Source organism: Pseudomonas syringae (assembly GCF_002157375.1).
Lineage (GTDB): Bacteria > Pseudomonadota > Gammaproteobacteria > Pseudomonadales > Pseudomonadaceae > Aquipseudomonas > Aquipseudomonas syringae_T.
Map to the genome: position 1 here is coordinate 236,726 of NZ_MTSA01000005.1, position 25,536 is coordinate 262,261.

At 59.5% G+C, this 25,536-nt stretch carries 25 protein-coding genes and 1 pseudogene; 17 read left to right on the plus strand and 9 right to left on the minus strand.

The genetic code is table 11. The features are described from left to right. Positions 1 to 10 precede the first annotated feature (10 nt). From BW686_RS08130 to BW686_RS08140, 3 genes are all read left to right on the plus strand, one after another. Positions 11 to 1,114 carry an alkene reductase gene (locus BW686_RS08130; protein ID WP_084915820.1) on the plus strand — a complete coding sequence of 368 codons (1,104 nt, stop codon included), beginning with the start codon at positions 11 to 13 and terminating at the stop codon, positions 1,112 to 1,114. 171 nt (positions 1,115 to 1,285) lie between these two features. Then, positions 1,286 to 1,672, plus strand: coding sequence for a nuclear transport factor 2 family protein (locus BW686_RS08135; protein WP_084915821.1), 387 nt, complete (start codon positions 1,286 to 1,288; stop codon positions 1,670 to 1,672). A gap of 60 nt (positions 1,673 to 1,732) precedes the next feature. Continuing rightward, the gene (locus BW686_RS08140) at positions 1,733 to 2,389 is read left to right on the plus strand and encodes an NAD(P)H-binding protein (RefSeq protein WP_084915822.1); all 657 of its coding nucleotides are present in this window, start codon (positions 1,733 to 1,735) and stop codon (positions 2,387 to 2,389) included. A gap of 16 nt (positions 2,390 to 2,405) precedes the next feature. Here the strand turns inward: BW686_RS08140 and BW686_RS08145 are convergent, their stop codons facing one another. Beyond that, positions 2,406 to 3,500, minus strand: coding sequence for an NADH:flavin oxidoreductase (locus BW686_RS08145; protein WP_084915823.1), 1,095 nt, complete (start codon positions 3,498 to 3,500; stop codon positions 2,406 to 2,408). A 137-nt stretch (positions 3,501 to 3,637) separates the two neighbouring features. On the opposite strand from BW686_RS08145, the gene BW686_RS08150 reads away from it, so the two are divergent. Continuing rightward, positions 3,638 to 4,540: a LysR family transcriptional regulator gene (locus BW686_RS08150; RefSeq protein WP_084915824.1), complete on the plus strand. Its 903-nt coding sequence runs from the start codon at positions 3,638 to 3,640 to the stop codon at positions 4,538 to 4,540. A 59-nt stretch (positions 4,541 to 4,599) separates the two neighbouring features. Here BW686_RS08150 and BW686_RS08155 read toward each other — a convergent pair whose 3' ends face one another. From BW686_RS08155 to BW686_RS08170, 4 genes are read right to left on the minus strand one after another with little or no spacing between them, the layout of a single operon-like run. Beyond that, positions 4,600 to 5,472 carry a transporter substrate-binding domain-containing protein gene (locus BW686_RS08155; RefSeq protein WP_084915825.1) on the minus strand — a complete coding sequence of 291 codons (873 nt, stop codon included), beginning with the start codon at positions 5,470 to 5,472 and terminating at the stop codon, positions 4,600 to 4,602. Continuing rightward, positions 5,469 to 6,230, minus strand: coding sequence for an amino acid ABC transporter ATP-binding protein (locus BW686_RS08160; protein WP_084915826.1), 762 nt, complete (start codon positions 6,228 to 6,230; stop codon positions 5,469 to 5,471). The genes BW686_RS08155 and BW686_RS08160 overlap by 4 nt, the downstream gene beginning before the upstream one ends. Further along, positions 6,227 to 6,886: an amino acid ABC transporter permease gene (locus BW686_RS08165; RefSeq protein ID WP_084915827.1), complete on the minus strand. Its 660-nt coding sequence runs from the start codon at positions 6,884 to 6,886 to the stop codon at positions 6,227 to 6,229. Before BW686_RS08165 ends, BW686_RS08160 begins: the two co-directional genes overlap by 4 nt. After that, positions 6,867 to 7,532, minus strand: coding sequence for an amino acid ABC transporter permease (locus tag BW686_RS08170; RefSeq protein ID WP_084915828.1), 666 nt, complete (start codon positions 7,530 to 7,532; stop codon positions 6,867 to 6,869). Before BW686_RS08170 ends, BW686_RS08165 begins: the two co-directional genes overlap by 20 nt. Positions 7,533 to 7,806: 274 nt before the next feature. Between BW686_RS08170 and BW686_RS26790 the strand changes: the two genes are divergently transcribed. The 9 genes and pseudogenes from BW686_RS26790 to BW686_RS08210 all read left to right on the plus strand — a co-directional run. Beyond that, entirely contained in the window at positions 7,807 to 7,968 is a 162-nt protein-coding gene (locus BW686_RS26790; RefSeq protein WP_179149201.1) for a hypothetical protein, read from the plus strand. A 4-nt stretch (positions 7,969 to 7,972) separates the two neighbouring features. Further along, positions 7,973 to 8,611: a helix-turn-helix domain-containing protein gene (locus tag BW686_RS08175; RefSeq protein WP_084915829.1), complete on the plus strand. Its 639-nt coding sequence runs from the start codon at positions 7,973 to 7,975 to the stop codon at positions 8,609 to 8,611. A gap of 297 nt (positions 8,612 to 8,908) precedes the next feature. Continuing rightward, a complete protein-coding gene (locus BW686_RS08180; protein WP_084915830.1) occupies positions 8,909 to 10,540 on the plus strand; it encodes an ABC transporter substrate-binding protein in 1,632 nt (543 codons plus the stop codon). Then, positions 10,537 to 11,487 carry an ABC transporter permease gene (locus BW686_RS08185; RefSeq protein ID WP_084915831.1) on the plus strand — a complete coding sequence of 317 codons (951 nt, stop codon included), beginning with the start codon at positions 10,537 to 10,539 and terminating at the stop codon, positions 11,485 to 11,487. The genes BW686_RS08180 and BW686_RS08185 overlap by 4 nt, the downstream gene beginning before the upstream one ends. Before the next feature lie 4 nt (positions 11,488 to 11,491). After that, positions 11,492 to 12,409, plus strand: coding sequence for an ABC transporter permease (locus BW686_RS08190; protein WP_084915832.1), 918 nt, complete (start codon positions 11,492 to 11,494; stop codon positions 12,407 to 12,409). Beyond that, on the plus strand, positions 12,406 to 14,073 hold the full coding sequence (locus tag BW686_RS08195; protein WP_084915833.1) for a dipeptide ABC transporter ATP-binding protein: 1,668 nt from the start codon (positions 12,406 to 12,408) through the stop codon (positions 14,071 to 14,073). The genes BW686_RS08190 and BW686_RS08195 overlap by 4 nt, the downstream gene beginning before the upstream one ends. Positions 14,074 to 14,165: 92 nt before the next feature. Then, positions 14,166 to 14,687: a hypothetical protein gene (locus BW686_RS26795; protein WP_179149210.1), complete on the plus strand. Its 522-nt coding sequence runs from the start codon at positions 14,166 to 14,168 to the stop codon at positions 14,685 to 14,687. Between the two features lie 400 nt (positions 14,688 to 15,087). Continuing rightward, positions 15,088 to 15,549: a DUF3574 domain-containing protein gene (locus BW686_RS08205; protein WP_084915834.1), complete on the plus strand. Its 462-nt coding sequence runs from the start codon at positions 15,088 to 15,090 to the stop codon at positions 15,547 to 15,549. A gap of 127 nt (positions 15,550 to 15,676) precedes the next feature. After that, positions 15,677 to 15,949, plus strand: a pseudogene (locus BW686_RS08210) (BRO-N domain-containing protein); the annotation flags it as partial. A gap of 12 nt (positions 15,950 to 15,961) precedes the next feature. Here the strand turns inward: BW686_RS08210 and BW686_RS08215 are convergent. From BW686_RS08215 to BW686_RS08230, 4 genes are all read right to left on the minus strand, one after another. Beyond that, positions 15,962 to 18,340 carry a TonB-dependent receptor plug domain-containing protein gene (locus BW686_RS08215; RefSeq protein WP_084915835.1) on the minus strand — a complete coding sequence of 793 codons (2,379 nt, stop codon included), beginning with the start codon at positions 18,338 to 18,340 and terminating at the stop codon, positions 15,962 to 15,964. A gap of 147 nt (positions 18,341 to 18,487) precedes the next feature. Beyond that, positions 18,488 to 19,543 carry a substrate-binding domain-containing protein gene (locus tag BW686_RS08220; RefSeq protein WP_084915836.1) on the minus strand — a complete coding sequence of 352 codons (1,056 nt, stop codon included), beginning with the start codon at positions 19,541 to 19,543 and terminating at the stop codon, positions 18,488 to 18,490. A gap of 24 nt (positions 19,544 to 19,567) precedes the next feature. Continuing rightward, on the minus strand, positions 19,568 to 20,593 hold the full coding sequence (locus BW686_RS08225; RefSeq protein ID WP_084915837.1) for an ABC transporter permease: 1,026 nt from the start codon (positions 20,591 to 20,593) through the stop codon (positions 19,568 to 19,570). Further along, a complete protein-coding gene (locus BW686_RS08230; protein WP_084915838.1) occupies positions 20,586 to 22,145 on the minus strand; it encodes a sugar ABC transporter ATP-binding protein in 1,560 nt (519 codons plus the stop codon). Before BW686_RS08230 ends, BW686_RS08225 begins: the two co-directional genes overlap by 8 nt. Before the next feature lie 323 nt (positions 22,146 to 22,468). Between BW686_RS08230 and ehuB the strand changes: the two genes are divergently transcribed. The 4 genes from ehuB to BW686_RS08250 are packed head-to-tail and all read left to right on the plus strand — an operon-like array spanning position 22,469 to position 25,520. Next, positions 22,469 to 23,341, plus strand: coding sequence for an ectoine/hydroxyectoine ABC transporter substrate-binding protein EhuB (ehuB, locus tag BW686_RS08235; RefSeq protein ID WP_084915839.1), 873 nt, complete (start codon positions 22,469 to 22,471; stop codon positions 23,339 to 23,341). Between the two features lie 57 nt (positions 23,342 to 23,398). After that, positions 23,399 to 24,076, plus strand: a complete 678-nt coding sequence (gene ehuC / locus BW686_RS08240) for an ectoine/hydroxyectoine ABC transporter permease subunit EhuC (protein ID WP_084915840.1) — start codon at positions 23,399 to 23,401, stop codon at positions 24,074 to 24,076. After that, on the plus strand, positions 24,077 to 24,730 hold the full coding sequence (gene ehuD, locus BW686_RS08245; protein WP_179149202.1) for an ectoine/hydroxyectoine ABC transporter permease subunit EhuD: 654 nt from the start codon (positions 24,077 to 24,079) through the stop codon (positions 24,728 to 24,730). Then, entirely contained in the window at positions 24,723 to 25,520 is a 798-nt protein-coding gene (locus BW686_RS08250; RefSeq protein WP_084915841.1) for an amino acid ABC transporter ATP-binding protein, read from the plus strand. The genes ehuD and BW686_RS08250 overlap by 8 nt, the downstream gene beginning before the upstream one ends. Positions 25,521 to 25,536: the final 16 nt, after the last annotated feature.

The window sequence follows — 25,536 nt, forward strand, 5'->3', positions numbered from 1 at the left end:
GGTATTTCCAATGAAAGACTCCACCCCAAACACCGATCTTTTCTCTCCGATGCGAATGGGTTCGATTGATCTGGCGAACAGAATTGTCATGGCGCCTGTGACACGCAGTCGTTACGCCGAGGACGGTGTGCCGAACGACATGCACGCGACCTATTATGCGCAACGTGCGACGGCAGGCTTGATCGTGGCCGAGGCGACCAACATTTCGGCGCAAGGCCGAGGCTATGCTGCAACGCCCGGGATCTGGAACGAAGACCATGTCGCAGGCTGGCGGAAAGTCACGGACGCCGTGCATGCCGCCGGTGGCAAGATCGTCAGCCAGCTCTGGCACGTAGGCCGGTTCTCCAGTGTCGACCTACAACCCGGTGGTAAAGCGCCGGTAGCGCCCTCCGCCATCCAGGCTGAAGGCAACACCTACACCGTCGACGGCTTTGTGCCTGTCTCCATGCCGCGCGCGCTGGAAACCGACGAAATTCCCGGCATCATCGAGCAATACCGACAGGCAGCTGAAAATGCCAAACGGGCCGGTTTTGATGGCGTTGAGGTTCACTCGGCCAACAGTTATCTGCTCGACCAGTTTCTGCGCGACTCGACCAACCAGCGCACCGACCGGTACGGCGGCTCGATAGAGAACCGGGCCCGTCTGACGTTGGAAGTGACCCGGGCCATCGTCGACATCTGGGGCAATGACCGTGTCGGCATTCGCCTGTCGCCGGTCACGCCCGATGCCGGTAACACTGCACCGGACAGCAACGTCATGGGCCTGCATGGCTATCTGATCCAGCAGTTGAACGCACTCAATCTTGCCTATTTGCACTTTGTCGAAGGGGCGACGGCCACTTCCCGTGAGGTCCCGGAAGGCGTCGATATGGATGCCTTGAGCGCTCAGTTCAATGGCCCGTTCATTGGCAACAATAACTATGACCTCGAGATGGCGGTCGAGCGCCGGGCGCAGGGCAAGATCGACGCCGTGGCGTTCGGTCGCCTGTTCATCTCCAACCCCGACCTCGTCGCCCGCCTGTTTCACGGGGCCGAACTGACCATTGCTCCACGTGAGTCCTACTACGGCGGCGGCGCCAAAGGTTATACCGACTGGCCGCTGGGTCAGTACTGAAACCTGTTTGAGCTTTGCCGCCTTATCGACGCGCCCGTTGCAGCCCATACGATCACGTGAACGACCTGATCATCTCGCCAAGCCGCCAGGACTGGTGATCGGCCAGGTGCTGTTTATTCACCCACACAATGTGTTCGCCACATCTGCTGTTCCCCCAAGGAGTACTGTCCCATGAGCAAGAACATCAAAGCCGTACCCACCCGCGATTACAATGCCGTCATCGCCACCGCCAGCCAGTATGTAGAAGGCTTGCGCATCGGCAGCGTTGCGACTATCGAGGAAGCCTTTCACAAGGATGCGGTGATGTATGGCTTCACCAACGGTCAATTGCTGGGCGGACCGATCAGCAATCTGTACACGTTTGTCGAAACCAACGGTACTGCACCCGATATCACCACGCGGCTGGACATACTCGCCATCACTCCAACCACGGCGGTGGTACGCATTGACATGGAAAAAGATGCGATCGGTGCTGACTACAATGACTACCTGACGCTGATCAAAATCGATGGCACCTGGAAAGTGATTGCCAAGGTTTACCACCAGTTTGAAGGTTGATGCGACAAAGGAGCGCCGACATCAGAGCGTGCCGGCACCCCACCCACAGAGGAATATCTGATGCCCAGAATTTTTGTCATCGGGGCCGCAGGCAAGGTTGGCCTGCGCCTTATAAAAAACCTTGGCAACAGCGGTCATGAAGTGATCGCACTGCACCGCAAGGAGAAGCAGTCGGCGCTGATCAAGGCAACGGGTGCCCTGCCCTTGCCTGGAAACCTGGTCGAGATGGATGCACCTGCGCTGGCCAGTGCAATGGCCAGCAGTGACGTGGTGGTTTTCACCGCCGGGGCTGGCGGTGCAGGCATTGAGCTGACCAACGCCATTGACGGCGAAGGTCTGAAAACTTCAGTAGCAGCCGCTGAGCTCGCTGGCGTTCGACGCTTCCTGTTGGTGTCGGCATTTCCCGAAGCCGCACGCGGTACAGACACTTCCGCTGGTTTCGAGAACTACATGAGGGTGAAGAAAGACGCCGATGTATGCCTGGCCTCTTCCGCACTTGACTGGGTCATTCTCAGGCCGGGCACCCTGGTCGATAGCGCAGGTTCGGGCAAGGTCAGCGCAGGTCCGGCCATTCCGTACGGCGACATCCCGCGCGATGACGTAGCGGCTTTTCTGGCAGCACTGGTCGACCAGCCTGAAATATCCCGACAGATCATCGAGCTTACCGAAGGCACCACGCCTGTCGATCAGGCGGTAAAAGCACTCGGCCAGCGCTGATACGGGTCAGCAATGGCTAGCCAAGCTCACTGTCTTTGATATTGGCAATCGGTCCAAGGATCGCCGGATCAAACTCCCGGACTGCCCCGCCTTCAAGCAGCAACCGCGGCAGGTCCGGGTTGGCCAGCGCGCCCTTGCCCACTGCAATGATGTCTGCGCCCTCGCAAAGAACCTGCTCGGCCTTTTCCGGGTCGTGCAGCCCGCCATTGGCGATCAGCGTAATATTCGGGGCGTAGCGACGGGCCAGTTTGACCAGGCTGGCCTCTCCTTCGGCAAAAGCGGGCTGCCATGCCTGATGCTCCGTCACATGGATGTAATCGACGCCGGCATCGGCCAAGGCACCAAAAATGATTTCGGCATCACGCTCGCCTCCCGCCCACTTATGTTCAAAATCGTTGACCTTGCCTTGTGAAAGACGCACGCCAACGGGTACAGGTCCGGCAACTTTTTTCACCTCGGCAATGACATCGAGGGTAAGGCGCAGGCGCTGCTGAACATCACTGCCCCATTGGTCTGCCCGCTGATTGGTGTAATCGGTCAGGAACTGATCGAGCAGGTATCCGTTCGCGCCATGAATTTCGACGCCGTCAAAACCCGCAGTGCCGATAGCCAAGGCCGTCGCGCGGGCGAACCCGTCAATGGCATCGGCAATATCCTTGTCGCTCATTGCCTGCGGAACCCGGTAACGACCCTCGCCGTAATAAAACGCCATCTGTTCGCCTTTCGGGCGAATGGCAGAAGGTCCCACCGTTTCATTGACGAAGCGATTTGACTGACTGAGCGCGCCCGCATGCATGATCTGCGCAATCACGGCACCTCCATGACGATGAATCGCATCCGTCGTGGCACGCCAGGCCTGGGCCTGCTCGTCATCGGTGAGGCCCGGCTGAAACGGGTATCCTTGAGAAAAACGGCGATCAGTGTAGTTGCCTTCGGTGATAATCAGGCCGAAACCGCCTTTGGCGAAACGCTCGTAGTACCGCGCCATGTTCTGTGTTGCGCAGCCCTGTTCAGTCGCGCTGACGCGGGTCATGGGCGCGAGTGCGAACCTGTTCTTCAGCTTCAGATGCCCTTTATCGAACGGACGTGAAACGTGCGTGATCTTGCTCATACTTCAAACCTCACCCTGCAGATTGCCTGCGAATTGCCCGCAGCCATTGACGGAATCTGCATGACGGTAAGTCCTGAAGCAGACCATGGGAACCCGGCCGCTCAGATAAGCCGCTTTAACGAAAAGGGATAGAATCCGTGCAAATCGCTGACCTAGAAGTGTTTGCAGCTATTGCTTCCAGCAGGAGCCTTTCCGAAGCCGCACGCCGGCTCGGGGTATCTCCGATGGCGGTTTCCAGGCGTCTGGCGGTACTGGAAAACGACCTGGCGGTGAGGCTGGTTCATCGCACAACCCGTTCGGTGTCACTGACCCCGGAAGGCGAAGTCTTTCTGCCGCACGCCAAAACGATGCTGGAAGCGTGCGAAACCGCCCGCGCCACGCTGAAAGCCGATGCAGGCTCTGCCAGCGGCGTGTTGCGAGTGACGGCGCCAAGCGTATTTGGTCAGACCGTCATCATGCCGCTGCTGCCCCTATTAATGAGGGAAAACCCGGCACTGAGTATCGACCTCACGCTGTCGGACAGCATCGTGGATATCGCCGGGCTGGGAATCGATGTCGCCATCCGGATTGCCACAATACGTGACTCGGCTCTGGTGGCCAGAGCGCTGGCGCCCAACCCTCGGGTGGTATGTGCAAGCCCTGAATACCTTGCGCGGCACGGTAAACCGGTGGTGCTGGACGACCTCAGGCGCCACCCGTGCATCGCCTTGCATGGAATGCCTTATTGGTCGTTCACCCGAAATGACGAACCTGTGGCCATTAGGGCGCAGGGGTCGTTTTCTGCCAACAGTGTCGAGGCCGTCCGCACGGCGTGCAAACAAGGCCTGGGGCTGGCCATGCTGACGTATTGGGATATTCGCCATGAAATCCACGACGGCAGCCTTGTGCAGATCGACTTCAAGGACGGCCTTCCCGAGCAGTTGTCTGTGACCGCAGTGCTGCCGACACGCCAGCGCGTTCCGCACAGAGTGCGCCTGTTTGTGGACCGCCTTGAAGCCGAGCTTCGCAAAGAAACAGGTTCAACGGGCGCAGCCTCGTAAACAGACAAACCGGCCTGAAGCCGGTTCGTCATTCATCCGCGGCAATCAAACGCCGATCATCAAGGCTTCCAGCTTCCGCCCTCGACGATCACCGCATTGGGGTCGGTGCCTTCGGCCAGTTCCGGACGCACGTACTGGTCGTAAAGCTTGAGCAGGTATTTCTCTTCGCCCAGCCTGGCCAGCTCGGTATTGACCCAGTCGCGCAATTCGATGTTGCCCTTCTTGACGGCAGGCGCGATGGGCGCTTCGTCGCCGAGTTTCTGATCAAGCACACGGTAACCGGGGTTTTTCTTTGCCCAACTGAACAGCACCAGGTTGTCCTGCGCATAAGCGTCGCCTCGGCCATTGGCCAGCGCTTGTAAGGACTCGGAGTTCTTTTCGAACTTCAGCACTTTCCAGTCCGGATGATTTTTTGTCAGCCAGATATCCGCCGTGGTGCCAGTGGTGACGATGGTTGTTCTGCTCGCCAGATCATCCAGGGTCTTTACCGGGCTGGCCTCCGGAACCAGCGCCTGCACGGCCACGCGCAGGTTGGGGTTGGTGAAATCCACCGCTTCCCGGCGTTCCGGGGTGACGGTCATGTTGGCCAGAATCAGGTCGACCTTGTCGCTTTGCAAAAACGGAATCCGGCTGGCGGGTTCAACCACTACGAACTCGACTTTCTTTTCGTCACCCAGCAGGTCCTTGGCAAAACGCTTGCCCAGGTCGGTGTCAAAACCGACGTATTGGCCTTGTTCGTTGACGAAGCCAAAAGGCGGCTTGTCGCTGAACACGCCGACAATCAATTTGTCACGGGCCTTGATGGTGTCGAGGTAACTGGCAGACGGTGAAGGCGCAGCCTTGGCGACGGGCTTCTGTTCGGCAGGTTTGTCGCAACCGGCCAGCAGAGTCAAGGCAATCAGCGGTAAAACGAGGGCAGTCTTGAAGCTCACGATGCTTTCCTTTTTGGCATGTTTTCCACGTAGGAGAACCTCTCCAGGAACTGCTGCGCGCGTGCGGTCTGCGGGGCGCTGAAGAAAGTTTCGGGGTCGTTCTGTTCCGCGATCACGCCGCGGTCCATGAACAGGATTCGGTCAGCCACCGCGCGGGCGAAGGCCATTTCATGGGTGACGATCAGCATGGTCATGCCGCCTTGTGCAAGGTCGAGAATCACTTCCAGCACCTCCTTGACCATTTCCGGATCGAGGGCTGCCGTGACTTCATCGAACAGCATGACGTGGGGGTTCATGCACAGCGCGCGCACGATGGCGATACGCTGTTGCTGGCCGCCGGACAGCTCGCGAGGATAAGCGTCGCGCTTGTCGGCAAGCCCCACCCGCGCCAGCAATGCTTCTGCCTGCTGACGGGCCTCGCCCGCAGCACGTTTTTGCACGCGCAGCGGGCCCAGCAGGATGTTGTCGAGCACGGTCATGTGCGGAAACAGGTGGTAGCTCTGAAACACCATGCCGATCCGCTGCCTGACCAGCCGCCAATCGGCATTGGCAGGCAACGCCTGACCGGCAAAGTGCAGGCTCCCGGCGTGACCGAGTTCCAGGCCGTTGAGGCAACGCAGCAGAGTGCTTTTGCCACAACCGCTGGGGCCAAGAATCACCACGACTTCACCCTCTTCCACCTTGAGGTCGATGTCTCGGAGCACTGGCGTGTCCCCGAAGTTTTTGCTGAAGCCGGACAGTTCGATCAATGTGCTCATGTGTGATTCCAGCGCCGTTCAAGCACGCGCGACGCGGCCGACAGCGGATAACAGACGATAAAAAAGAACAGAAACAGGAAGCCGTAGATCAGCACCGATTCATAAGTGCGCTCGATGATCTGCTGCCCGACTTTGGTCACGTCGATGACGCCGATCAGCACCGCCAGCGAGCTGGTCTTGATCAGGCGGGTGTAGACGTTGATCACCGGCGGAGTCAGCCGCTTGAGTGCCTGCGGCAAGAGCACCAGTCCATACAATTGGCTCAGGCCCAGACCGATCGCCAGACCTGCTTCGCGTTGTCCGCGTGGAATGGAACGCAGCCCGCCGCGCACCACCTCGCCGACTTCACTGGCGCCCCATAACGACAACACCAGCACTGCGCACCAGAACGCCGGAATGCTCAGGCCGAAGAAGATCGGTAAACCAAAGAAGAACAAATACAGCCACACCAGCACTGGAATCGCCCGGAACAGCTCCAGATAGATGCGCAGCGGCAGCTCAAGCCAGCGCTTGCCGAGGCTGCGCAGCACGCCGTAGCAAAGTCCTCCTACGCTGCTGAAGACAATGGCCAGCAGCGAAATACCTAATGTACGGCCTGCCCCCGTTGCCAACTGCGGCGCAGACACCCACAACAACTCAAGACCCGAACTGGCCATGCTGGAGCCTCCTTTCCAGAAGGCCAAGCAGCAGCGACAGCGGCAGAAACAACAGCACACAGAGGCCGGTCATGACCGCCAGCATCTCGTAGGTTTTGTAGTAAAGGGCAATGTAACTTTTGGTGGTATAGAGAATTTCCGGCACCGCCACAGCGGAAACCACAGTGGTTTCCTTGAGCAGGAAAACAACATTGGCAAACAGCGCCGGCAGGCTGAGGATGCCCGCCTGCGGCAGAATCACGTGCCGCAACAACTGCCAGCGGGACAGCCCGATGGACAGACCGGACTCGATCTGCGCCTTGGGCACCGCTTCGATTCCCGCCCGCAGGATCTCGGTCAGGTAAGCCCCGCCGAGGAAGGTCATGGCAATGACGGCCGACGCAAAACCCGAGACGCGAACCCCCAGTGTCGGCAACGCGAAATAGATAAAGAACAGCTGAATCAACAAAGGCGTGTTGCGTGCCAGCTCAACGTAGACCGGCACCAGACGGTGCAAAACCGGCACACGAAATGTGGCAATCGCCGCATTAATGATCGCCACCGTCAGCGAGGTCAGAATTGCAATCAGCCCTACCTGCAGGGTGACGCCTACGGCGTTGAAAAAGGCAGGCAATGTGGAAATCGCAAAGGCGTAATCGAAGGTCATTGCCGGCCTTCTACATCGGAATGAACAAACAGGGTATGCATCAGGCAAAGCCTTGAAATGGCGGGATTACATATAGCTTAACCATCTGTTTTATTTAAATTTAATACCTTTTTCGCATAAGCATAGAGCGAACAAGGTCCTGATCTTGTGCTCCCTGCCTCGCTGTATTAAGCACCAAATGGAATTAACACATACCAACTCAGTATTTATGGGTCTATGCAGATTCGCAGTAGTGTGAGCCTCACCAAGCCGCCCGTCCCACGAGAACGACCTCATGCCAGAATCTGCAAACATCATCGATTTCAACCTTTATCGTAAACGCCGCCAGGCACGGGCTACTGCCGAGCTGATGTGGGCGATGTACGTTGCCAGGGCCAGCGTCTGCGGCTTCACCTTTGTCGCTGCAAGCACCTCCAGTGAGACCCGCCAGGCCTGAATCAATGAATTTCCTACACACCGTTGACGGTCAGGAAGATGCACCATCAGGCGCCCGTGACGGCACCCACACCGAGGAAGACCTGATCGGCCCCAGGGTCGCGCGCAACCTCCAGCGGTTGCGCAGTAAACGCTACTTGTCGATGGATGCACTGGCCCGCCTGACGGGTGTCAGCCGGGCGATGCTTGCGCAAATCGAGTCCGGCCGCAGCGTGCCGTCGATCAAGGTGCTGTGCAAAATTGCCAAGGGTTTGAAAGTCTCGATTGCGGCGTTCCTGGAAGACCGCGCCTTTGAAGGGGTGGAGCTGTTACCTGCACAACACAGCAAGCGACTGGTGAGTGCCAGTGGCGTATTTGTCAGTCGGGCGTTGTTTCCATTCGATATGGCACGCCAATCAGAATTTTATGAGATCCGTCTGGGCGCTCTGGGAGAAGAAACCTCCAAAGGGCATGGTCCCGGCGTACAGGAAAACCTTGTGGTGGCACAAGGCGTACTGGAGGTCAGCGTCAATCAGGAACGTTATCTGTTGTCTACCGGCGACTCGATTCTGTTCTACGCCGACCAGCCGCACCGCTACCGAAACCCCGCAGACAGTGAGGCTCTGGCGTTTCTGGTGATGACCTATCCAGAACGTATGGACTGAACCCTTGAGCAAGTGCAAAGCCCCCGCCTCGGGGGCTTTTTCGTTTTTGGAAACCATGATCTCTGTATTTGCACGCGTGGCTGGCCGAAATAAATACTTTTTACGCATAATAAAATATCAAATAAATCATGAAAATCTATATTAGCTTAGAATAAAAAATACTTTTACAGCGGCTTTTCATAAGAATACGGTCTTTAAACCCGCTGGAGCGCGGCGCCCGACTTGAAGAGGATTTTTCATGCATTGCACTCGACCTTCGATATTTCCCAACGTATTTGTGCATCGGAGGGCAGCGCGATGATCGAGCGCCCTCTCCTTTTGCGCCTGCTGTTCGCCGCCCTCACCGCCGTCGCCCTTTTCGGATGCTCGCCCTCGGGGCAGGACAGTCAGGCGCGCAAAACGCTCAAGGTCACTTTTTTCAGAGACAACACCACGTTGGTCAGCCTTGACCCGTTTCAGGTCTACTGGCTGGAACACCGGGTGGTATTGCGTAATGTCGCCGAGTCCCTGACCGATCAGGATCCGCAGACCGGTAACATCATTCCCTGGCTGGCTGAACGCTGGGAGGTCAGCGAAGACGCGCTGGCGTACACCTTCCATTTACGCAAAGACGTGACGTTCAGCAATGGCTCGCGTTTCGACGCCCAAGCGGTAAAAACGGCCTATGACGCCGACAAGTCGTTTGCTGCGCAATTGCCTGCAACCTTCGGCGCTACGTACCTCAAAGGTTACGACCACGCCGAGGTGCTGGATGACTTCACGATCAAGCTGGTGCTGGCCAGACCCAATGCGGGCTTCTTGCAAGCCACCTCCACCACCAACCTCGCCATTCTCGCCCCGGAGTCCTACGCACTCAGCGCCAAGGAGCGTTCATTGGGCGCGATCATCGGCACCGGACCGTTCGTACTGGAGCGCTATACACCCGAAAGCGGTCTGCGTCTGACCAAGCGCAAAGGCTACGCCTGGCCGTCGGCCAACGCGCAAAACAAAGGCGAGGCCCATCTGGATGCGGTCGACGTCAGTTACGTCCCGGAAGAAAGCGTGCGCAACGGCCAGTTCGTCCAGGGCCAGGTCGATATTCTCTGGCCGCGCAACCCGTTCTCCGAAATTGACCTGAATCTGTTCAAATCCAAGGGCGCGACAATCCAGAGCCGCTCGCTGCCAGGCCCTTCCCTGAATCTGTACCCCAACACCCGTGGCGCTCGCATCCTTGCCGACCGCACGGTGCGTCTGGCCCTGCAAAAGGCAATCGACCGCACCACCTACGCAGCCACGGTCTATAACCCTCAGTTCCCGGTGGTTTCGGGCATCTACGACGTCACCACGCCGTTTTACAAAAGCCAGGCTGGCAAACTGGCCTACGACCCTCAAAGTGCCGAACGCTTGCTGGACGAGGCTGGCTGGCAGAAAAACGCTGACGGTTATCGCTACAAGGACGGCAAACGCCTGAAACTGGCCTACAACCTCTCGCCTGCCGAAACCGCTGGCGACGTGCTGATTCAGGATCAGTTGCGCAAGGTCGGTATCGAGCTAACGCTCAACGTTGTCACCACCGCCGAGTGGGCCGCCAACAACGCCTCGGGTAACTACGACCTGACCTCTACCTACATGACCCGCGCCGACCCGATCATTCTGCAGACCATCATCGACCCGCGCAGCGCCAACAGTTCGACGCTGGCCACCAATCTTTACGCCCCGGAAACGCTGCCCAAGGCGCTTGAACTGTTCGACGCAGGGCTGACCGCCACACGCAGCGAGCAGCGTGCAACAGCCTATGGCGACTTGCAGGACTTGCTGATCGACGAAGGCTCGGCATTCCCGGTCTATGAGCGGGTCTGGCAAGCCGCCACGGCAAAAAACGTCCGTAACTTCCACTGGACTGCCGAAGGTTTTGCGCTGTTCAACGACATCGAGATTGCTGCGCCATGAGCCGTTATATCCTCGGTCGGATCGCGCAGGCGTTGCTGGTGCTCTGGGGCGCCTACAGCATCACCTATTTCATTCTGTATCTGCTGCCCGGCGACACGCTGTCGATCATGCTCAGCGCCTCGGGTGTCGAGATTGACTCCCTGTCCGCGCAGGATCTGGCCAAGGCCACGTCGTATTACGGGCTGGATCGCGGGGTGTTCGAGCAGTACTTTGATTTGCTGTCGGGTGCGATTCACGGTGATTTCGGCAACTCGCTGACACTCAATCGACCGGTCTCGGAACTGCTGGTCGAGCGTCTGCCGCACACCCTGAGCCTGGCGGGTCTGGCCATTGTGCTGTCATTGATCGGCGGGATCGGTCTGGCGTACCTCACCGCCTATGTGCGCTGGCAACCGCTGAAAGTGGTGTTGTCGCGCTTGCCTTCGCTGGGCTTTTCGGTGCCGGTGTTCTGGATGGGCCTGCTGTTCATCCAGCTGTTCGCATTCAGCCTTGGCTGGTTCCCGGCGACCGGCAATCAGGGTTTTATCAGCCTGATACTGCCCGCCGTCACCTTGGCAATCCCCAGCGCTGCGGTGTACGCACAGGTCCTGCAACGCGGCTTTCAGGGCGTATGGAAAGAACCCTACATCGTCACCGCCTACGCCAAAGGCCTGACCCGCGCACAGGTCCAGGCCCGTCATGCGTTCAAGAATGCGGCGTTGCCGTTGCTGACGCTGATCGGCCTGCAAGTGGGCAATACCGTTTCCGGGGCCGTGCTGGTGGAAACCATCTTTGCCCGCGCCGGGATCGGCCGCCTGGCTCAGGAAGCCGTGCTGCGCCAGGACATTCCAGTGGTACTGGCCATTGTCGCGGTATCGGCCGCGGCCTTTGTTGTGGTCAACCTGATCGTTGACCTGCTGTACCCCGCGCTGGACCCACGCATCGCCCACACGCCAAAGGTGTCCTGACATCATGACCATTTTCGACAACCGTCTTGCACGCCTCGCCCAGGCTGTCATCACGCCTAAGCCTCGATCAGCCGTGCAGTGGCGACGACGCAGCAACCTGAGCCGGATTTTCGAAACGCTCAGCCCGCTGCTGCGTCGGCCGGGATTTGTGCTCGCCGTGGCGTTGGTAGCTTTTGCGCTGCTGGCGGCGCTGGCACCCGACCTGCTCAGCCGTTACGCGCCCTATGCCACCTCGCCCACCGACAAACTCACCCCGCCGAATGCCACACACTGGTTCGGCACCGACGAACTGGGCCGCGATCTTTATACCCGCGTTGTGCATGGCTCCAGCCTGTCGGTACAGGCCGCGTTGCTGGCGGTGGGTATTGCAATGACCGGCGGCCTGAGCCTTGGGGTTGTTTCCGGTTTCGCGGGTGGGCGCATCGATGCCGTGATCATGCGTTTCATCGACGTCTTGCTGGCGCTGCCCGGCCTGCTGTTGGCGCTGGCAATTGTCACCGCCATCGGTTTTGGCACCCTGCCTGTCGCCATCGCGGTGGGCGTGGGGATCATCCCCGGCTTCGCCCGGACCACGCGCGCCGAGGTACTGCGGGTCAAGACGCTACCGTATGTAGAAGCGGCACGGCTGGGCGGTGCCAGTTGGACCCGCACGCTGCTGCGGCACATTTTGCCCAACGCCTGGGGACCGGTGGCGGTGCTTGCCACGCTGGATTTCGGCGCGGCGATTCTGGCCACCGCCGGGCTGAGCTTTCTCGGCTTCGGCGCAGCACCGCCAGCCGCTGAGTGGGGCACGTTGATTGCCAATGGCCGTCACTTTCTGATGACCGCGCCGTGGGTGTCATTGCTGCCTGGCCTGTTTCTGGTCGGCGTAGTGTTCAGCTTCAACCACATCGCCCGCACTCTGGAAGAGGTTCAACGATGAATGAAGGTGCTCAACTGATCGATGTCCGTGGTCTGAGTGTCGCTTACCGCTTCGACGGCCAGATCAATCAGGCCGTGCGCAGCGTCTCGTTTCAGGTGACCAGAGGCGAGACCGTGGCGATTGTCGGCGAGTCCGGCTCCGGCAAATCGACAATCGCCAACGCAATCCTCGGCCTGCTGCCGGACAACGCGACCATCACCCACGGTGAACTGCACGTAGACGGTCAAGATCTGAGCCAGGCTTCCGAGCGCGAGAAACGCAGGGTTCGCGGCAGCGTGATCGGTCTGGTGCCGCAAGACCCGATGGTCAGCCTCAACCCGACCTTGCGCATCGGTCGACAAATTGCCGAAGCGCTGATTCAGGCCAATGGCCGTCGCTACCCGGCAGTCGATGCTGATGTGCTGGAGCTATTACAGCACGTGGGTCTGGACAAGCCCGTGCTGCGCGCCCGACAGTACCCGCATGAATTGTCCGGTGGCATGCGCCAGCGCGTTTTGATCGCTATCGCGCTGGCCGGCCATCCGAGGCTGATCATCGCTGACGAGCCCACCAGCGCGCTGGATGTGACCGTGCAGCGCAAAATCCTCGACCACCTGCAACAGCTGGTGGCCGAACGAGGCATTTCCCTGCTGATCATCACCCACGATCTCGGCGTGGCAGCCGACCGTGCTGACCGCGTGCTGGTGATGAAAAGTGGCGAGTTGGTCGAACAAGGCGCGCCGCAACACATCCTCATCAACCCGGCCCATGCCTACACCCGCGCACTGATCGCTGCGGCACCGGCTTTCGGACAGCGCAAAAGCCCGGTGGCTTCGCGCCCGATACTGGCCAACGACACACCATTGCTGACGCTGAGCAATATCGGCAAGACCTACCGCTTGCCTTACGTAAAGGGAGAAGAGGCCGAGTTTCAGGCGCTGCAGGACGTTAACTTCAAGGTGTTCCCCGGTCAGACCCTGGCCATCGTAGGTGAATCCGGTTCGGGTAAAAGCACCGCACTGCGCATCGCGCTGGGCCTGGAAAAGCCCACCCACGGGCGAGTGCTGCTTGAGAACCGCGATGTCACGGACCTCGGCTGGCGTGAGTTCAGACCTTTGCGACGGCGCATTCAGTTGGTGCAGCAAAACCCGTTCGCAGCGCTTGACCCACGCTTCACGCTCTTCGAAAGCATTGTCGAACCGCTGGTCTCGTTCGGCCTGCTGAAAGGTCGGGAGCTGGAACACGCTGCCCGTCGACTGATCGAACGAGTGCATTTGCCGGTGGCCTACCTGGACCGCCTGCCCCGCGAGCTGTCGGGCGGACAGCGGCAGCGGGTAGCCATTGCCAGAGCGTTGGCGCTGCAGCCGGACCTGCTGCTGCTCGATGAACCGGTGTCGGCGCTGGACGTGTCGGTGCAGGCGCAGATTCTCGACTTGCTGGTAGAGCTACAAGCTGAATCCGGCATTGCATACGTGCTGGTCTCTCACGACCTTGCGGTGGTCGCCAGCGTCGCCCATCAGGTGCTGGTGCTCAAGCATGGCAAGACCCTCGAACAAGGCCCGGCCAGCGACGTTTTCGAGCGGCCGGAAGCCGCCTACACTCAAGAACTGATTGCCGCGATACCTGGCCGCCGCCTGGAGCTTCAGGTAGCAGCACAGCAGTACAAGCAGCTGGCAAACCACTGAAAACACAAAAGCCCTGACGCGCGAACGTCAGGGCTTTGCATTGCCGAGCTGGCAGCAGCGGCTCAGCGCTGCGCTACCGAACCAATCAGCAGGTGCAGCACATCATCGGCATGCCGTTGCAGCTCATCATCATCGGCATGGCGCAGTCGTTCATCATTTTCATCATCAATGCGCAGCAGTTGCTCATCATTTCCATGCTCATACCAGGCATCGGCATCATCATGCACTTCATGCAGTCCGCTTCGACAGTGCAGGTCATCATGCACTTCATCATCGGCACAGGCATGCCCATCGGCATCATCATCGGCATGTTCATGCCAGACATCATGTTCATCATTGCCATGCCGTCTTCCGACATGCACATCATCGACATGTTGCCGCACTGCATCATCATCGGCATGCCGCAGGTCATCATCATCGACATCATGTCGGCGCTGTTCTTGAACAGGGTCATGTCCATGCCTGCAGCCGGCTTCATGGTACACATCATGCCGTCGGCCATCATCTCGCACTGCAGGGTCGCCATCATCATGGGCATGCCCATCATCGGCATCATGGGCATGGCGTTGTTCATAGGCATCTGCATTGCATTCATCATGTTCGAAACTCCGTAATCGAAAGGGATGTTGAAATTCATGGGCGGATTCTAGAGATACGCAGACAGGCCGCAAGACGCTGGTCAGACGGTCGGAATCAATGCTCAAGACCCTTGATCCCCCATGAAAGCAGCGTCCGATTCATGCATCACAGCAGCATCAATAGTGATAGCAGCTGCCGATGACGCTGTAGCGTCGATCTGATGAATATGGATATGCCTTTTGAATCTATCCATACAACCAGAAGAAATAAACGGTCTAAACAGCTGCCATTTTGATGAAGTAGAAGCGCTGCAATTTGGCGCTGCTTATTCTTTTCAGTCGCAAAAAGCGGTTTTTTATTATTTCATCCCGTACACCAAGCTTCTTATAGTGAGCCTTCACCCTGACCGCTGTTATGTGACCCAAGGAATACCTGATGCCCGCACGCCTCCTGTTACCTGGCCTGTTATTGCTGCTGGCCGGGTGCGCCACCGCCCCCGCCCTGCCGGTCCACACAACCAACCCATCCAGCGCAACCCTGCAGGGTGACAGCAGCCGCCCGGCACAAGCGCAGTGGCTGCGCACCGAATTGTATTTTTCAACAGGGTCGCTGGACGATCCACGGCACCAGGTCAATGCGGCGCGCTGGCGCGAGTTTCTCGACAAAGAAGTCACGCCACGCTTTCCGGACGGTTTCACCGCATTCGATGCCTATGGCCAGTGGCGTGACAAAGGCGCTGCCCAGCCAGAACGGTTGAGTACCAAAGTCATCGTCATCCTGCACGAAAACACCGCCAGCCATCGCGCAGACATTGAAGCCATCCGACTGGCCTGGAAACGGGTGACGGGCGATCTGTCGGTGTTGCGGCTGTCGCAGCCGGCGGAGATTTCTTTTTGAGTGTTGAATGGCTGATCCGCCACTGAACATCGCCTGTGCCTGAGGGGCCATTGCCTCACAGGTTCGGCGTTTGATTGCCCACGTGAGCCACGTCAGCCGCTTAGCGTACACAATCAGAATCACGCCAAACTTCGTACCGGAGAACCGCGCGCTGCGTCAGTGGCTGACGCATGAGGTGCTGACGGTTTTGCACGATCAACAGAACCTGAGCCTGGACAACCCCAGGATGAGCCAGCTGCAATGGCCAGGCACGTCGCTGAGCGTGCTGCACTGGCGCAGCGAAACCTGGATTCGGGTGCGGGACATGCCGAATGTTGTGATTGAGGCGGCACCCCGGCCAAAGCGGACACTATGGCGCAGGGTGTTGACGCGGATGGAATGCAAAAGCGCCGTCGATTGATACCCCCCACCCTCAAAAACCGTAAGTAGCCCGCGCATAGTAATACGCACCGTTGGTGCCAATCGGCGACAGCACGTCATACGGCAGGTTGCCGCCATAGCTGATTTGCGAGTTCGAACGCTCCGGGTAGCGGTCCGTGAGGTTGTTGCCGCCCAGGGCGATGTCGAAGGTCGGTGTGAATGTGTACTGCACTTCAGCGTCCAGTTGCCACACGGCGTTGTAGGTCTGCTCGGGCTGTGAATCGCCGAAGTCGAACACGCGGGTGGTTTTGCCCTGTCGGGTCAGACGGCCGAGCAAGCCCCAGTGCTGGCTGACCCAGTTGGCAGAAAACACCAGGCGGTCCCTTGGCGCGGCGTCGGTCAGTGTGTTGCGTTCTTCGACGCCCACCAGTGCATCGTCGCCAATGCCCAGCGCGCTGAGTGGCGAGGGCGTGCCTTTGGTCCGGGTGACTTTGGTGTGGTTCCAGGTGTAGGCCGAGGTCAAACCCAATTGCCCGTCGAGCCACGGCTGGTGGTAGTTGAGGACCAGCTCGGCCCCGTGGGTGCGCGTGTCGGCAGCGTTGGTGAAGAAGTTGACGTCGTGGACCCCGGCAACCCCGAGGTTGTTGTTGATGTATTGCTCCAGGGCGTCATTGCCGATGCGCTGGGACAGAGTAATGCGGTCCTTGACGTCGATGCGGAACACATCCAGCGAGGCATCGAAGCGCTCGCTCAATTGCGCGGTCAGGCCGAGGCTGACGTTTTTCGAAGTTTCCGGTTTCAAGTCTTCAGCGCCCAGTGACCGCGCAATCGGATCGTTGACCGACAGCACGCGGATATCGGTCAGCGCGCCACCCGTGCCGAAGTTGCTGGTGGTGTGCTGAAAGCCGACCTGGGCCAATGAAGGCGCACGGAAGTTGTTGGACACCGCACCGCGCAAGGCCAGTTGTTCGGTCAGGCGATAACGCCCGCTGAGTTTGCCGGTCAGTTTGCTGCCGGCATCGTCATAGTGTTCCCAACGCGTGGCGGCATCGACAAACAGTCGGTCAGTCAGGTCGCCGGACAACTCGGCGTACGAGCCGAACACATTGCGGTCCAGGTCCACCGCCTCGCTCGGGCGCAGGCCATTGGCACCATCAGCCCCGGTGCCAAAGTACGAGGCGGCATCACCGGCGTAGGTCAGGTAGTTTTCGTAACGGTATTCACTGCCCACCGCGAGCACGAAAGACCGCGAGCCGAGACGCAGCTCGCGGGTGAAATCCAGGTTAGCCGTGGTCTGGCGCAACGCGTAGTCACCGGTGTCGAAACGGGTCGGCGAATCGGCGCCTAACGCGACGTTGAGGGTGCGTTCAGTGGCCGACTCGAAACGGTTACGCCCGTGGGTGAGGCTGCTGTCGAAATCCCAGTCTTCGCCAATCAGGCCCTTGAAACCGGCGGTCGCCGACAGGTCGGTATTGTCGCCCAGCGATTGCGGCAGGTAGCCGTTCGGGTAGAACTGCGGCTGATCAGTGGGGTAGCGATAGAACTCGGCACCGGTGGTGTGTCGCTCGTTGTAGGTCCCAAATGAATACGCCTTGCCATTGCCCAGCGGCACTTCACTGTTGAACCAGAAGTTGACGTCGCGTGCCACACCGTCGCCCATCACATAGTTTCGCTGACCGGCGGTGTCGGCAAAGCCGTCGAACCCGGCGCGGTTGGTCGGGTTGCGGTCCTTGTATTCAGTACCGCCCCGGATAAACCCGCCCTCTTCGCCCAGCCGCGTGCCGATCCTGGCGGTGGTCAGGCTGTTCTGGCCATCGGTGGTGGTTTTGCCAATAGCGTTCTGCCGGGTGTGGTAAGCGCCGTAGGTGGTGGAGACTTCGCCGCCTTCGGGGGCGTCGTCGAGGATGATGTTGATCACGCCGGCAATGGCGTCGGAGCCGTATTGCGCACCGGCACCATCGCGCAATACTTCGATGCGCTTGATCGCACTGATCGGAATCGAGTTGAAGTCAACCGGTGCAGTGCCGCGACCGATTTTCGACGAGTCGTTTACCAGCGCCGAGGTGTGGCGGCGCTTGCCGTTGACCAGCACCAGTACCTGATCGGGGCTCATGCCGCGCAGTTGCGCTGCGCGCACATGGTCTGCGCCACCAGAGTTGGACTGCCGGGGAAAGCTGAACGACGGCAGTAAAGTCTGCAACGCCTGGCCCAACTCGCCATTGCTGGCCCCGGCAGACTTCAAATCATCAGCCGTCAGTACATCCACCGGAACAGGCGAATCCAGCACCGTGCGCGCCTTGCCTCGCGTCCCGGTAACAGTGACTGCGCCCAGGCGCGTGTCCTCGGCGCTGGCGGATGTTTCTTCGGCCTGCGCAGGCAGTATCGCTGTCACTATTGCGGCGGCCAATAATGAACGTGATCGGTAGTACATACGGCGCTCCTTCGAATCGCAGGTACGGACCGGCCTTGCCAGAAGCAAACCCGACAGGACGCCCTGCTCACAGTTATATGTTGATACCGACAGAATGACGGCTGCCCCTTCCACAGCACGTGTGAGCAAGGCAACTGTGCGATGCAGCTACTTGGCGAGCGGTATCCACGGTGGATTGGCCACGTTTGCCGCGTCGGCAAATGCAGGCACCTTTTCCGCGAGATCACGTACGTTCTTTACATCGAGGTCCAGTAATTGTTGGCGGGTAATCAGCGCGGGGGGCACTTGCACCCGACTGCCAGGGTCTTGACCGGCAATACGCATCGCCAGGCTGCGCACGCTGATCGCTCCGATCACTTCCGGGTTGACGGCGGCAGTCGCCACCCAGGCGCTGTCGGGCTCTTTCATGATCTGAATATCGGAAGTTGATATGTCTGCGCTGTAGATTTTTATCTGCTTGCCAAGGCCCGCTTCGTCGACCGCTATCTTGGCCCCTTTGGCAAACTCGTCGAACGGCGCGAAAATCACCTGCAACCCCGGATTGGCGCGCAGGACCGCACTTGCCTGATCTGCCACCGAGTTGGCAATCGGCGGGTTGAGCGTGCCGAAACGGGCCTTCTCGACGATACCGGGGTTGGCCGCTTTGACCTCACGCCAGATATCGTCGCGGCGCTCCATCGGGGTAAAGCCGCCGATGAACACATAGCCTGCCTGGAACGTATTGCCGTTGTCCTTCAACGCTTGCCCGAGGGCCAGACGTGCCAGCTCATGGTGATCCTGTTCCACCTGCGTCACCTGCGGGTTGCCTAGATCAACGTCGAACGCGACCACCTTGATGCCTTTGGCGACGGCCTTGGCCACGGTATCCTTGAGGGTTTCTGCCAGGCCCAACTGAATGATGATGCCATCCACGCCGAGGTCGATGGCCTGTTCGAGCATTTCCCGCTGGGTGGCAGCCTGCTGCCGTGCATCGAACAGACGCAGATTGATGCCCAGTGCCGCCGACTGTTTCTCTACGCCGCGCAGATACGCTTCCGGGAAGTCACCGGAGAACATGTAGCCCACCAGCGCGATATTCACGCCGCCCTTGTCGAACGGCGCTGGCGCATCTGCAATTCCTGCCGCATGGGCACCGCCAGCCAGTGTAAAGACCAGTACCGCAGCAAACAGTCGGCGCAGCCCGCCGTGGATGATTCCGGACATCAAGTATTCCTTTTGTGAGAAGGCTCAGCGCGCCCGTTGCGCGAGACCGAAAGTAAACATCAAGGCCAGCACCAACACCGTACCTTTGACGAAATCCTGGGTGTAATAAGGAGCATTGAGCATGGTCAGGCCGTTGAGCAGCGTGGCGACCAGCAGCGCGCCCACCAATGTGCCGAATGCATTGGGCCTGCGTGCCCCGAGCACAGCGAAACCGATCAATGCTGCGCCTAGCGCGTCCAGCACCAGACCGTTGCCGGAACTCACGTCGCCGCGCCCCAGCCGTGCCGCCAGCAACAGGCCACCCAGCGACGCGAGCAAGGCCGACAGTACGTAAGCCAGCAACTTGTATTTTTCCACCGGCGCACCGGCCAGGCGGGCCGCACGTTCGTTGCCGCCAATGGCATAGAACACCCGGCCGAAGCGGGTCAGCTCCAGAAAGCCCCATACCAGCAGCGCCATGACGGCCATGATCAGCACCGGAACCGGCACGGTGTCCCACAGCCTGGCGCGACCCAGCGCCAGGAATCCGGTGCTGAAGCTGCCACTGGCTTCGTCGCCGTCGGGCAAGGTCATGCCGACCGAAATGGAACGCCCGCCGGTAGGAATCAGCTGCACGCCGATGATCAGGAACATGCTGCCCAGCGTGGCCAGAATGTCCGGAATGCCCATGCGCACGATGAGAAAACCGTTGAACAGGCCCACCAGCGCAGCGCAGCCAAGGCTGATGAAAATCGCCCACAGCGGCCCCCAATCGAGCACGACCATCACGTAGCTGGCGCACATCACACTCATGGCGGCCACCGCGCCAATGGACAGGTCCATGCCGCCCACCGACATGCTCAGCGTCACGCCCAATGCCAGTAAAGCGACGATGGACAACGATTGCAGGATGATGAACAGGTTGCCGATGCGCAAAAATGCAGGCTCGGCGATTGAAAACAGCAGCACCACCAACACCAGCACCAACAGCAGGCCGTAGTGAATGATGAAGCGCAGAACGGCATCGCCACGCGCAGGCTTCAAGGCGATCGAAGGAATGGACTCAGACACGCAGGGTTCCTCGGTGCAGTAAAGGCGGATTGACCGGCTGCGGCGCTACGCCTGCCAGTTGCGCAAGCAGTTCGTCACGTTGCAGGCCGGCGCGTGAGTACTCGGCCACCACGCTGCCGTCGCGAACCACCAGGATGCGGTCGGCTATTTCCAGTGCCTCATCGGGGTCGGTGCAAATCACCAGGGTGGCGCGCTGTGATGCACTGGCGCGGATCTGTGTACCGATCTCGCGGCGGGCGCGAATGTCCACGCCCTGAAAGGGTTCGTCGAGAATCAGCAAGCGGCCGTTGCCCAGCAACCAGCGCGCCAGCACGACTTTCTGCTGGTTACCGCCGGAAAGCGTGTCCATCGGTGCATCGACGCCTGCGCACTTGATGCCCAGCGACCGAACCTGGTCCTGTACCGCTTCACGCTCTTTGCCCTGATGAATGAACCCTGCGCGAGTGAAACGCGACAGGAACGGCAAGGTCAGGGTTCTGCTCAACGAAAAGCCCGGCACCAGCGAACCTCGCGCACGGTCTTCACTGGCCATGAACACCCCGCCCGCGATGGCCTGACGGGGTGATGGCGGCGCCCACGGCAAACCCTCCAGTTCAAGGGTGCCGGCCAATGGCTGGCGCAGGCCGTAGAACAACTCGGCAATCTCGCTTTTGCCCGCCCCCAGCAAACCCGTCATGGCAACCACCTCGCCTTCGTGCAGGCTGAGGTCAAAGCAGGCGCTGCGCGTATCCAGCTGGCAACCACGCACCCGAAGGACTTCGCGACCACGTTCGCTGCCTTGACGCAGCACCGGAGCCAGCTCACTGCCCAGCATGGCGCGCACGGCAGCGGCGAGGTCCAGGGGCGCCGCGAACTCGCCACTCACGCGCCCGTCGCGCAACACAATGGCCCGATCGGCAATGCGTTGCAGATCAGACAGGCGATGAGAGATGTATAGAATGCAGACGCCTTGCGCACGCAGCGCGTCGATCAACTCGAACAAGCGATGCGCCTCGGTCGCCGACAACGAGGCTGTGGGCTCGTCCAGCACCAGCAATCCGGGCTTCAGCGCCAGTGCGCGCGCCAACACCACCAGTTGCTGTTCCGCCGTGCCGAGGCTCTCGATGGGCGCATTCAGCGGCAGGTTCAACTGCAGGGTTGCGGCAATTTGCGCCGCCCGTTGATGCAGACGCTGAGGTTGATTCCAGAACGGTGCGTCCTGCTGGCACAGTTCATCCAGCAACAGGTTTTCGGCCACGCTGAACCCTGGCACCAGCGCTTCGTCGACATGCTGATGCACCGCGACTATCCCCGCCTGTCGGGCCTCCAGCGGAGAGGTAAAACGTACCGCCCTGCCCTCGACCAGTAGCTCGCCAGCGTCATGCCGATGGCTACCGGCAAGAATCTTCACCAGCGTGGATTTACCTGCACCATTGGCCCCGAGCAAGGCCACCACCTCACCCGGAAAAAGACTCAGATCGATGTCTTGCAGCACACGGCTCGGACCAAAGGATTTGCTCAACCCGGTGACGCGGACCCACGCATCTTTGAGAACAGCTGGCGGTACTTTCATGGGCATCTCGGCACAAGGAAAAAACACATGGCCACAACACAAACCCACAACAACGTGAGGGGCTGTAAGCACTGTGCGATAGAGCCTAATGGACTAGCTCGCAAGCTATAAATAACCAATAAGCATATCAATAGACGGGGCTGGCCCGTCTGTTTTGAGGGTTGGCGAGCCGCTGGATAACGCATATGCATATTCATTATTGATATTTAGATTTATTTTTTAATAGCTATAAGGTGCTCGCTTATGCAAAACGCGAGGCGCTTTAGAACAGACTTCTACAGCAGACGTACCCGCCTACCTTCCCCTGACTTCGAGCACACGCAATGAAAGGCATCAAACCCCTGTCGTTCTCAGCCCTGACAGGCTCAGCGTTGCTGCTGAACGCTGTCATTTCGTTCCCTGCGCTGGCCGGGCTGCTGGAAAAAGGTCGCAGCGACGGCCTGACCGCAGGCATCGCCAACGAGCAGCCTTATGCGTACATCGGCACCGATGGCAAGGCGACCGGGGCCAATGTCGAAATACTTCGGGCGACTCTCGAGCCGCTGGGCATCAAACAGATCGAGACCCCTATCACCGACTTCGGCTCTTTGGTGCCGGGCCTGGCGGCGGGTCGTTTCGATCTGATTGGTGCCGGCCTGTTCATCAACCCGAACCGCTGCAAAGTCATTGCATTTTCCAACCCGGTCACGCGGTCCGGCGGTGCGTTCATCGTCAAGGCCGGTAACCCGCTGAAGCTGCACAGCCTCAAAGATGTCGCCAACCACGGCAAGGCGCGACTGGCCACACAGCCTGGCAGTAATCAGGTGCAGGAAGCCAAAGACAGCGGTATCGCCAACAGCAATGTGGTGCTGTTCGACAAGGACACCGAAGCATTGGCGGCCCTGCAGGCTGATCGGGTCGATGTGGTGTATTTCCCGGATGCTGAAGTCATCAGCCTGATCAAGAAGGCCAATAGCCCGGACATCGAGCGTGCGTTGCCGTTTGAGCAGATCCCGGACGCCAGCGGCAAACCGGGCTGGAATTACCATGCCTACGGCCTGCCAAAGAACGACCCGGCCTTCCAGCAAGCCTTCAATGAGCAGTTGGCCAGGCTTCGCGCGTCAGGCCAATTGCTGAAGATTCTCGAGAAATACGGCTACACCGAAAACGAACTGGCAGACCCTTCCATCACCGCAGCTCAGCGCTGCAATCCATGACCTGTGGCGCCCCGCAAGGGCGCGCAGTAAAAGGCCCTGACCCACACGAGTACGGCCATGCCTGTTGATGCCGCCACATTGGAAACCGCCGGTTTCATGGCCAGACAACTGGCCCACGGTGCGCTGGTTACGTTGCAGATCACCGTTCTCGCCGAGTTGCTGGTACTGGTGCTCGCCTTCGTGATCGCCCTGATGCGCCTGTCGCCGTATAGAGCGTTGCGCTGGTTCGCGACGCTGTACGTCGAAGTGCTACGGGGCATCTCGGCGCTGGTGCTGCTGTTCTACCTGTTCTTCATCCTGCCGTTGTTCGGCATTCGCCTGTCGCCCATGACCACAGGCGTGTTGGGCCTGGGCCTGACGTTTTCGGCATACGGTGCGGAAATCATTCGCTCGGCGCTGGTCAACGTCAGCCAGGGTCAGCGCGATGCACTGCGGGCGCTCGACTTCGATCCGCTCAGCGCATTTCGACGAATCATCCTGCCGCAGGCCCTGCCCTTCATGATCCCGCCGATGGGCAATCAACTGGTCGAGCTGCTCAAAACCACGTCGCTGGTTTCGCTCATCACCCTGACCGACCTGACCTTTACCGGCAGCCAGTTGGTCACCACCCTGGGCCAGCAGACGCTGATCTGGAGCATCGTGCTGGTCTGCTACTTCATGATGGCCTGGCCACTGAGCTGGCTGGTCCGGCGTTATGAACAGCACGCCACCGCGTGGCGCACGGCAAAGGGTTGAATGATGGACTTTGATCTCGCATTCGCCTGGTCGATTCTGCCGGAGCTTTTTCAAGGCTTGCTGGTGACCGTACAGGTCGTGCTGCTGGGCTTTTTGCTGGCGGTGGTGCTCGGTTTGATGCTGGCACTGGCATTGCGCTCGCACCTGACGCTTGTGCATCGCCTGAGCAAGGGCTACCTGAGCTTTTTCCGTAATACGCCGCTGATGGTCCAGTTGTATGTGCTGTTCTTCGCGCTACCGCTGGCCGGCATCACTTTCCCGGCCATCACCACGGGTGTGATTGGCCTTGGGTGCTATTACGCAGCCTACATTGCCGAAGCGTACCGGGGCGCAATCGACGACATCCCCAAGGGGCAATGGGAAGCCGCACGCGCGCTGGACTTCAATCATGGCGACACCTGGCGACGCATCATCCTGCCGCAGGCGTTGAAACCCATGCTGCCGGTGCTGGGCAATTACCTGATCGGCATGTTCAAGGAAACGCCGCTGCTGGCGGTGATCACTATTCCCGAGCTGTTTCAGGCCGCCAAGCAGATTGCCGGCATGACCTATCGATACAACGAGCCTTACACGGTCATGGCGTTGATGTTTCTGGCAATCAGCGTACCGACCTCGTTGCTGTTCAAATACCTGGAAAGGCGCCGTCATGTCTGATCTCGCACACCCCGCACACTCGCCCATCACGAGCACGCAGATACAGCTGAAACAGGTGGTCAAGGACTTCGGCAGCAACCGGATTATCGATCACCTGGACCTGACCATCCCGCAAGGGCAGAAAGTCGCACTGATCGGCCCCAGCGGTTCAGGCAAGTCCACGGTGCTGCGGCTGATCAAGGGGCTGGAAAACTATCAGCACGGCAGCATCGAAGTGGCGGGCGATGCTGTGCCGGCGCGCAAGGCTCGCTGGCACTGGCCCGGCTCGCGCAAGCCCCCGGTGATTCACCGGGTGGGCATGGTGTTTCAGCAGTTCAACCTGTTCCCGCACCTTACCGTGCAGGAAAACATCACTGAAGCACCGCTACGTGTGCTCAGACTGTCTCGCGAAGAGGCCTTGGAACGCGCGCATCAATACCTCGGGCTGGTCGGGCTTGCGCACAAAGCCGATGCCTATCCGAGCCAGCTTTCCGGAGGCCAGCAGCAACGCGTGGCAATTGCCAGAGCCTTGGCCATGCGCCCACAGGTCATGCTGTTCGATGAAGTCACTTCGGCGCTCGATCCGGAACTGGTCGGTGAGGTGCTGGCCGTCATTCGCTCGATTGCCCACGAGTTTCAAATGACCATGTTGCTGGTCACACACGAAATGAAATTCGCTCAGGACATCGCCGATCGAGTGTTATTCATGGAGAGCGGGCGCATCGTGACAGATGGCACGCCTCGCGAGGTGCTACTGAATCCGGAGAATGAACGGACCCGACGCTTTCTGCAGTTGGTGGAGCAGCGCTGACGTACAGCGCTGCTCG

What these genes read in the sequence shown, in the direction of transcription:
- BW686_RS08130 (WP_084915820.1), top strand. Translation starts at nt 11, where the DNA reads ATGAAAGACTCCACCCCAAACACCGATCTTTTCTCTCCGATGCGAATG.
- BW686_RS08135 (WP_084915821.1), top strand. Translation starts at nt 1,286, where the DNA reads ATGAGCAAGAACATCAAAGCCGTACCCACCCGCGATTACAATGCCGTC.
- BW686_RS08140 (WP_084915822.1), top strand. Translation starts at nt 1,733, where the DNA reads ATGCCCAGAATTTTTGTCATCGGGGCCGCAGGCAAGGTTGGCCTGCGC.
- BW686_RS08145 (WP_084915823.1), bottom strand. Translation starts at nt 3,500, where the DNA reads ATGAGCAAGATCACGCACGTTTCACGTCCGTTCGATAAAGGGCATCTG.
- BW686_RS08160 (WP_084915826.1), bottom strand. Translation starts at nt 6,230, where the DNA reads ATGAGCACATTGATCGAACTGTCCGGCTTCAGCAAAAACTTCGGGGAC.
- BW686_RS08165 (WP_084915827.1), bottom strand. Translation starts at nt 6,886, where the DNA reads ATGGCCAGTTCGGGTCTTGAGTTGTTGTGGGTGTCTGCGCCGCAGTTG.
- BW686_RS08170 (WP_084915828.1), bottom strand. Translation starts at nt 7,532, where the DNA reads ATGACCTTCGATTACGCCTTTGCGATTTCCACATTGCCTGCCTTTTTC.
- BW686_RS26790 (WP_179149201.1), top strand. Translation starts at nt 7,807, where the DNA reads ATGCCAGAATCTGCAAACATCATCGATTTCAACCTTTATCGTAAACGC.
- BW686_RS08175 (WP_084915829.1), top strand. Translation starts at nt 7,973, where the DNA reads ATGAATTTCCTACACACCGTTGACGGTCAGGAAGATGCACCATCAGGC.
- BW686_RS08180 (WP_084915830.1), top strand. Translation starts at nt 8,909, where the DNA reads ATGATCGAGCGCCCTCTCCTTTTGCGCCTGCTGTTCGCCGCCCTCACC.
- BW686_RS08185 (WP_084915831.1), top strand. Translation starts at nt 10,537, where the DNA reads ATGAGCCGTTATATCCTCGGTCGGATCGCGCAGGCGTTGCTGGTGCTC.
- BW686_RS08190 (WP_084915832.1), top strand. Translation starts at nt 11,492, where the DNA reads ATGACCATTTTCGACAACCGTCTTGCACGCCTCGCCCAGGCTGTCATC.
- BW686_RS08195 (WP_084915833.1), top strand. Translation starts at nt 12,406, where the DNA reads ATGAATGAAGGTGCTCAACTGATCGATGTCCGTGGTCTGAGTGTCGCT.
- BW686_RS08205 (WP_084915834.1), top strand. Translation starts at nt 15,088, where the DNA reads ATGCCCGCACGCCTCCTGTTACCTGGCCTGTTATTGCTGCTGGCCGGG.
- BW686_RS08215 (WP_084915835.1), bottom strand. Translation starts at nt 18,340, where the DNA reads ATGTACTACCGATCACGTTCATTATTGGCCGCCGCAATAGTGACAGCG.
- BW686_RS08220 (WP_084915836.1), bottom strand. Translation starts at nt 19,543, where the DNA reads ATGTCCGGAATCATCCACGGCGGGCTGCGCCGACTGTTTGCTGCGGTA.
- BW686_RS08230 (WP_084915838.1), bottom strand. Translation starts at nt 22,145, where the DNA reads ATGAAAGTACCGCCAGCTGTTCTCAAAGATGCGTGGGTCCGCGTCACC.
- ehuB (WP_084915839.1), top strand. Translation starts at nt 22,469, where the DNA reads ATGAAAGGCATCAAACCCCTGTCGTTCTCAGCCCTGACAGGCTCAGCG.
- ehuC (WP_084915840.1), top strand. Translation starts at nt 23,399, where the DNA reads ATGCCTGTTGATGCCGCCACATTGGAAACCGCCGGTTTCATGGCCAGA.
- ehuD (WP_179149202.1), top strand. Translation starts at nt 24,077, where the DNA reads ATGATGGACTTTGATCTCGCATTCGCCTGGTCGATTCTGCCGGAGCTT.
- BW686_RS08250 (WP_084915841.1), top strand. Translation starts at nt 24,723, where the DNA reads ATGTCTGATCTCGCACACCCCGCACACTCGCCCATCACGAGCACGCAG.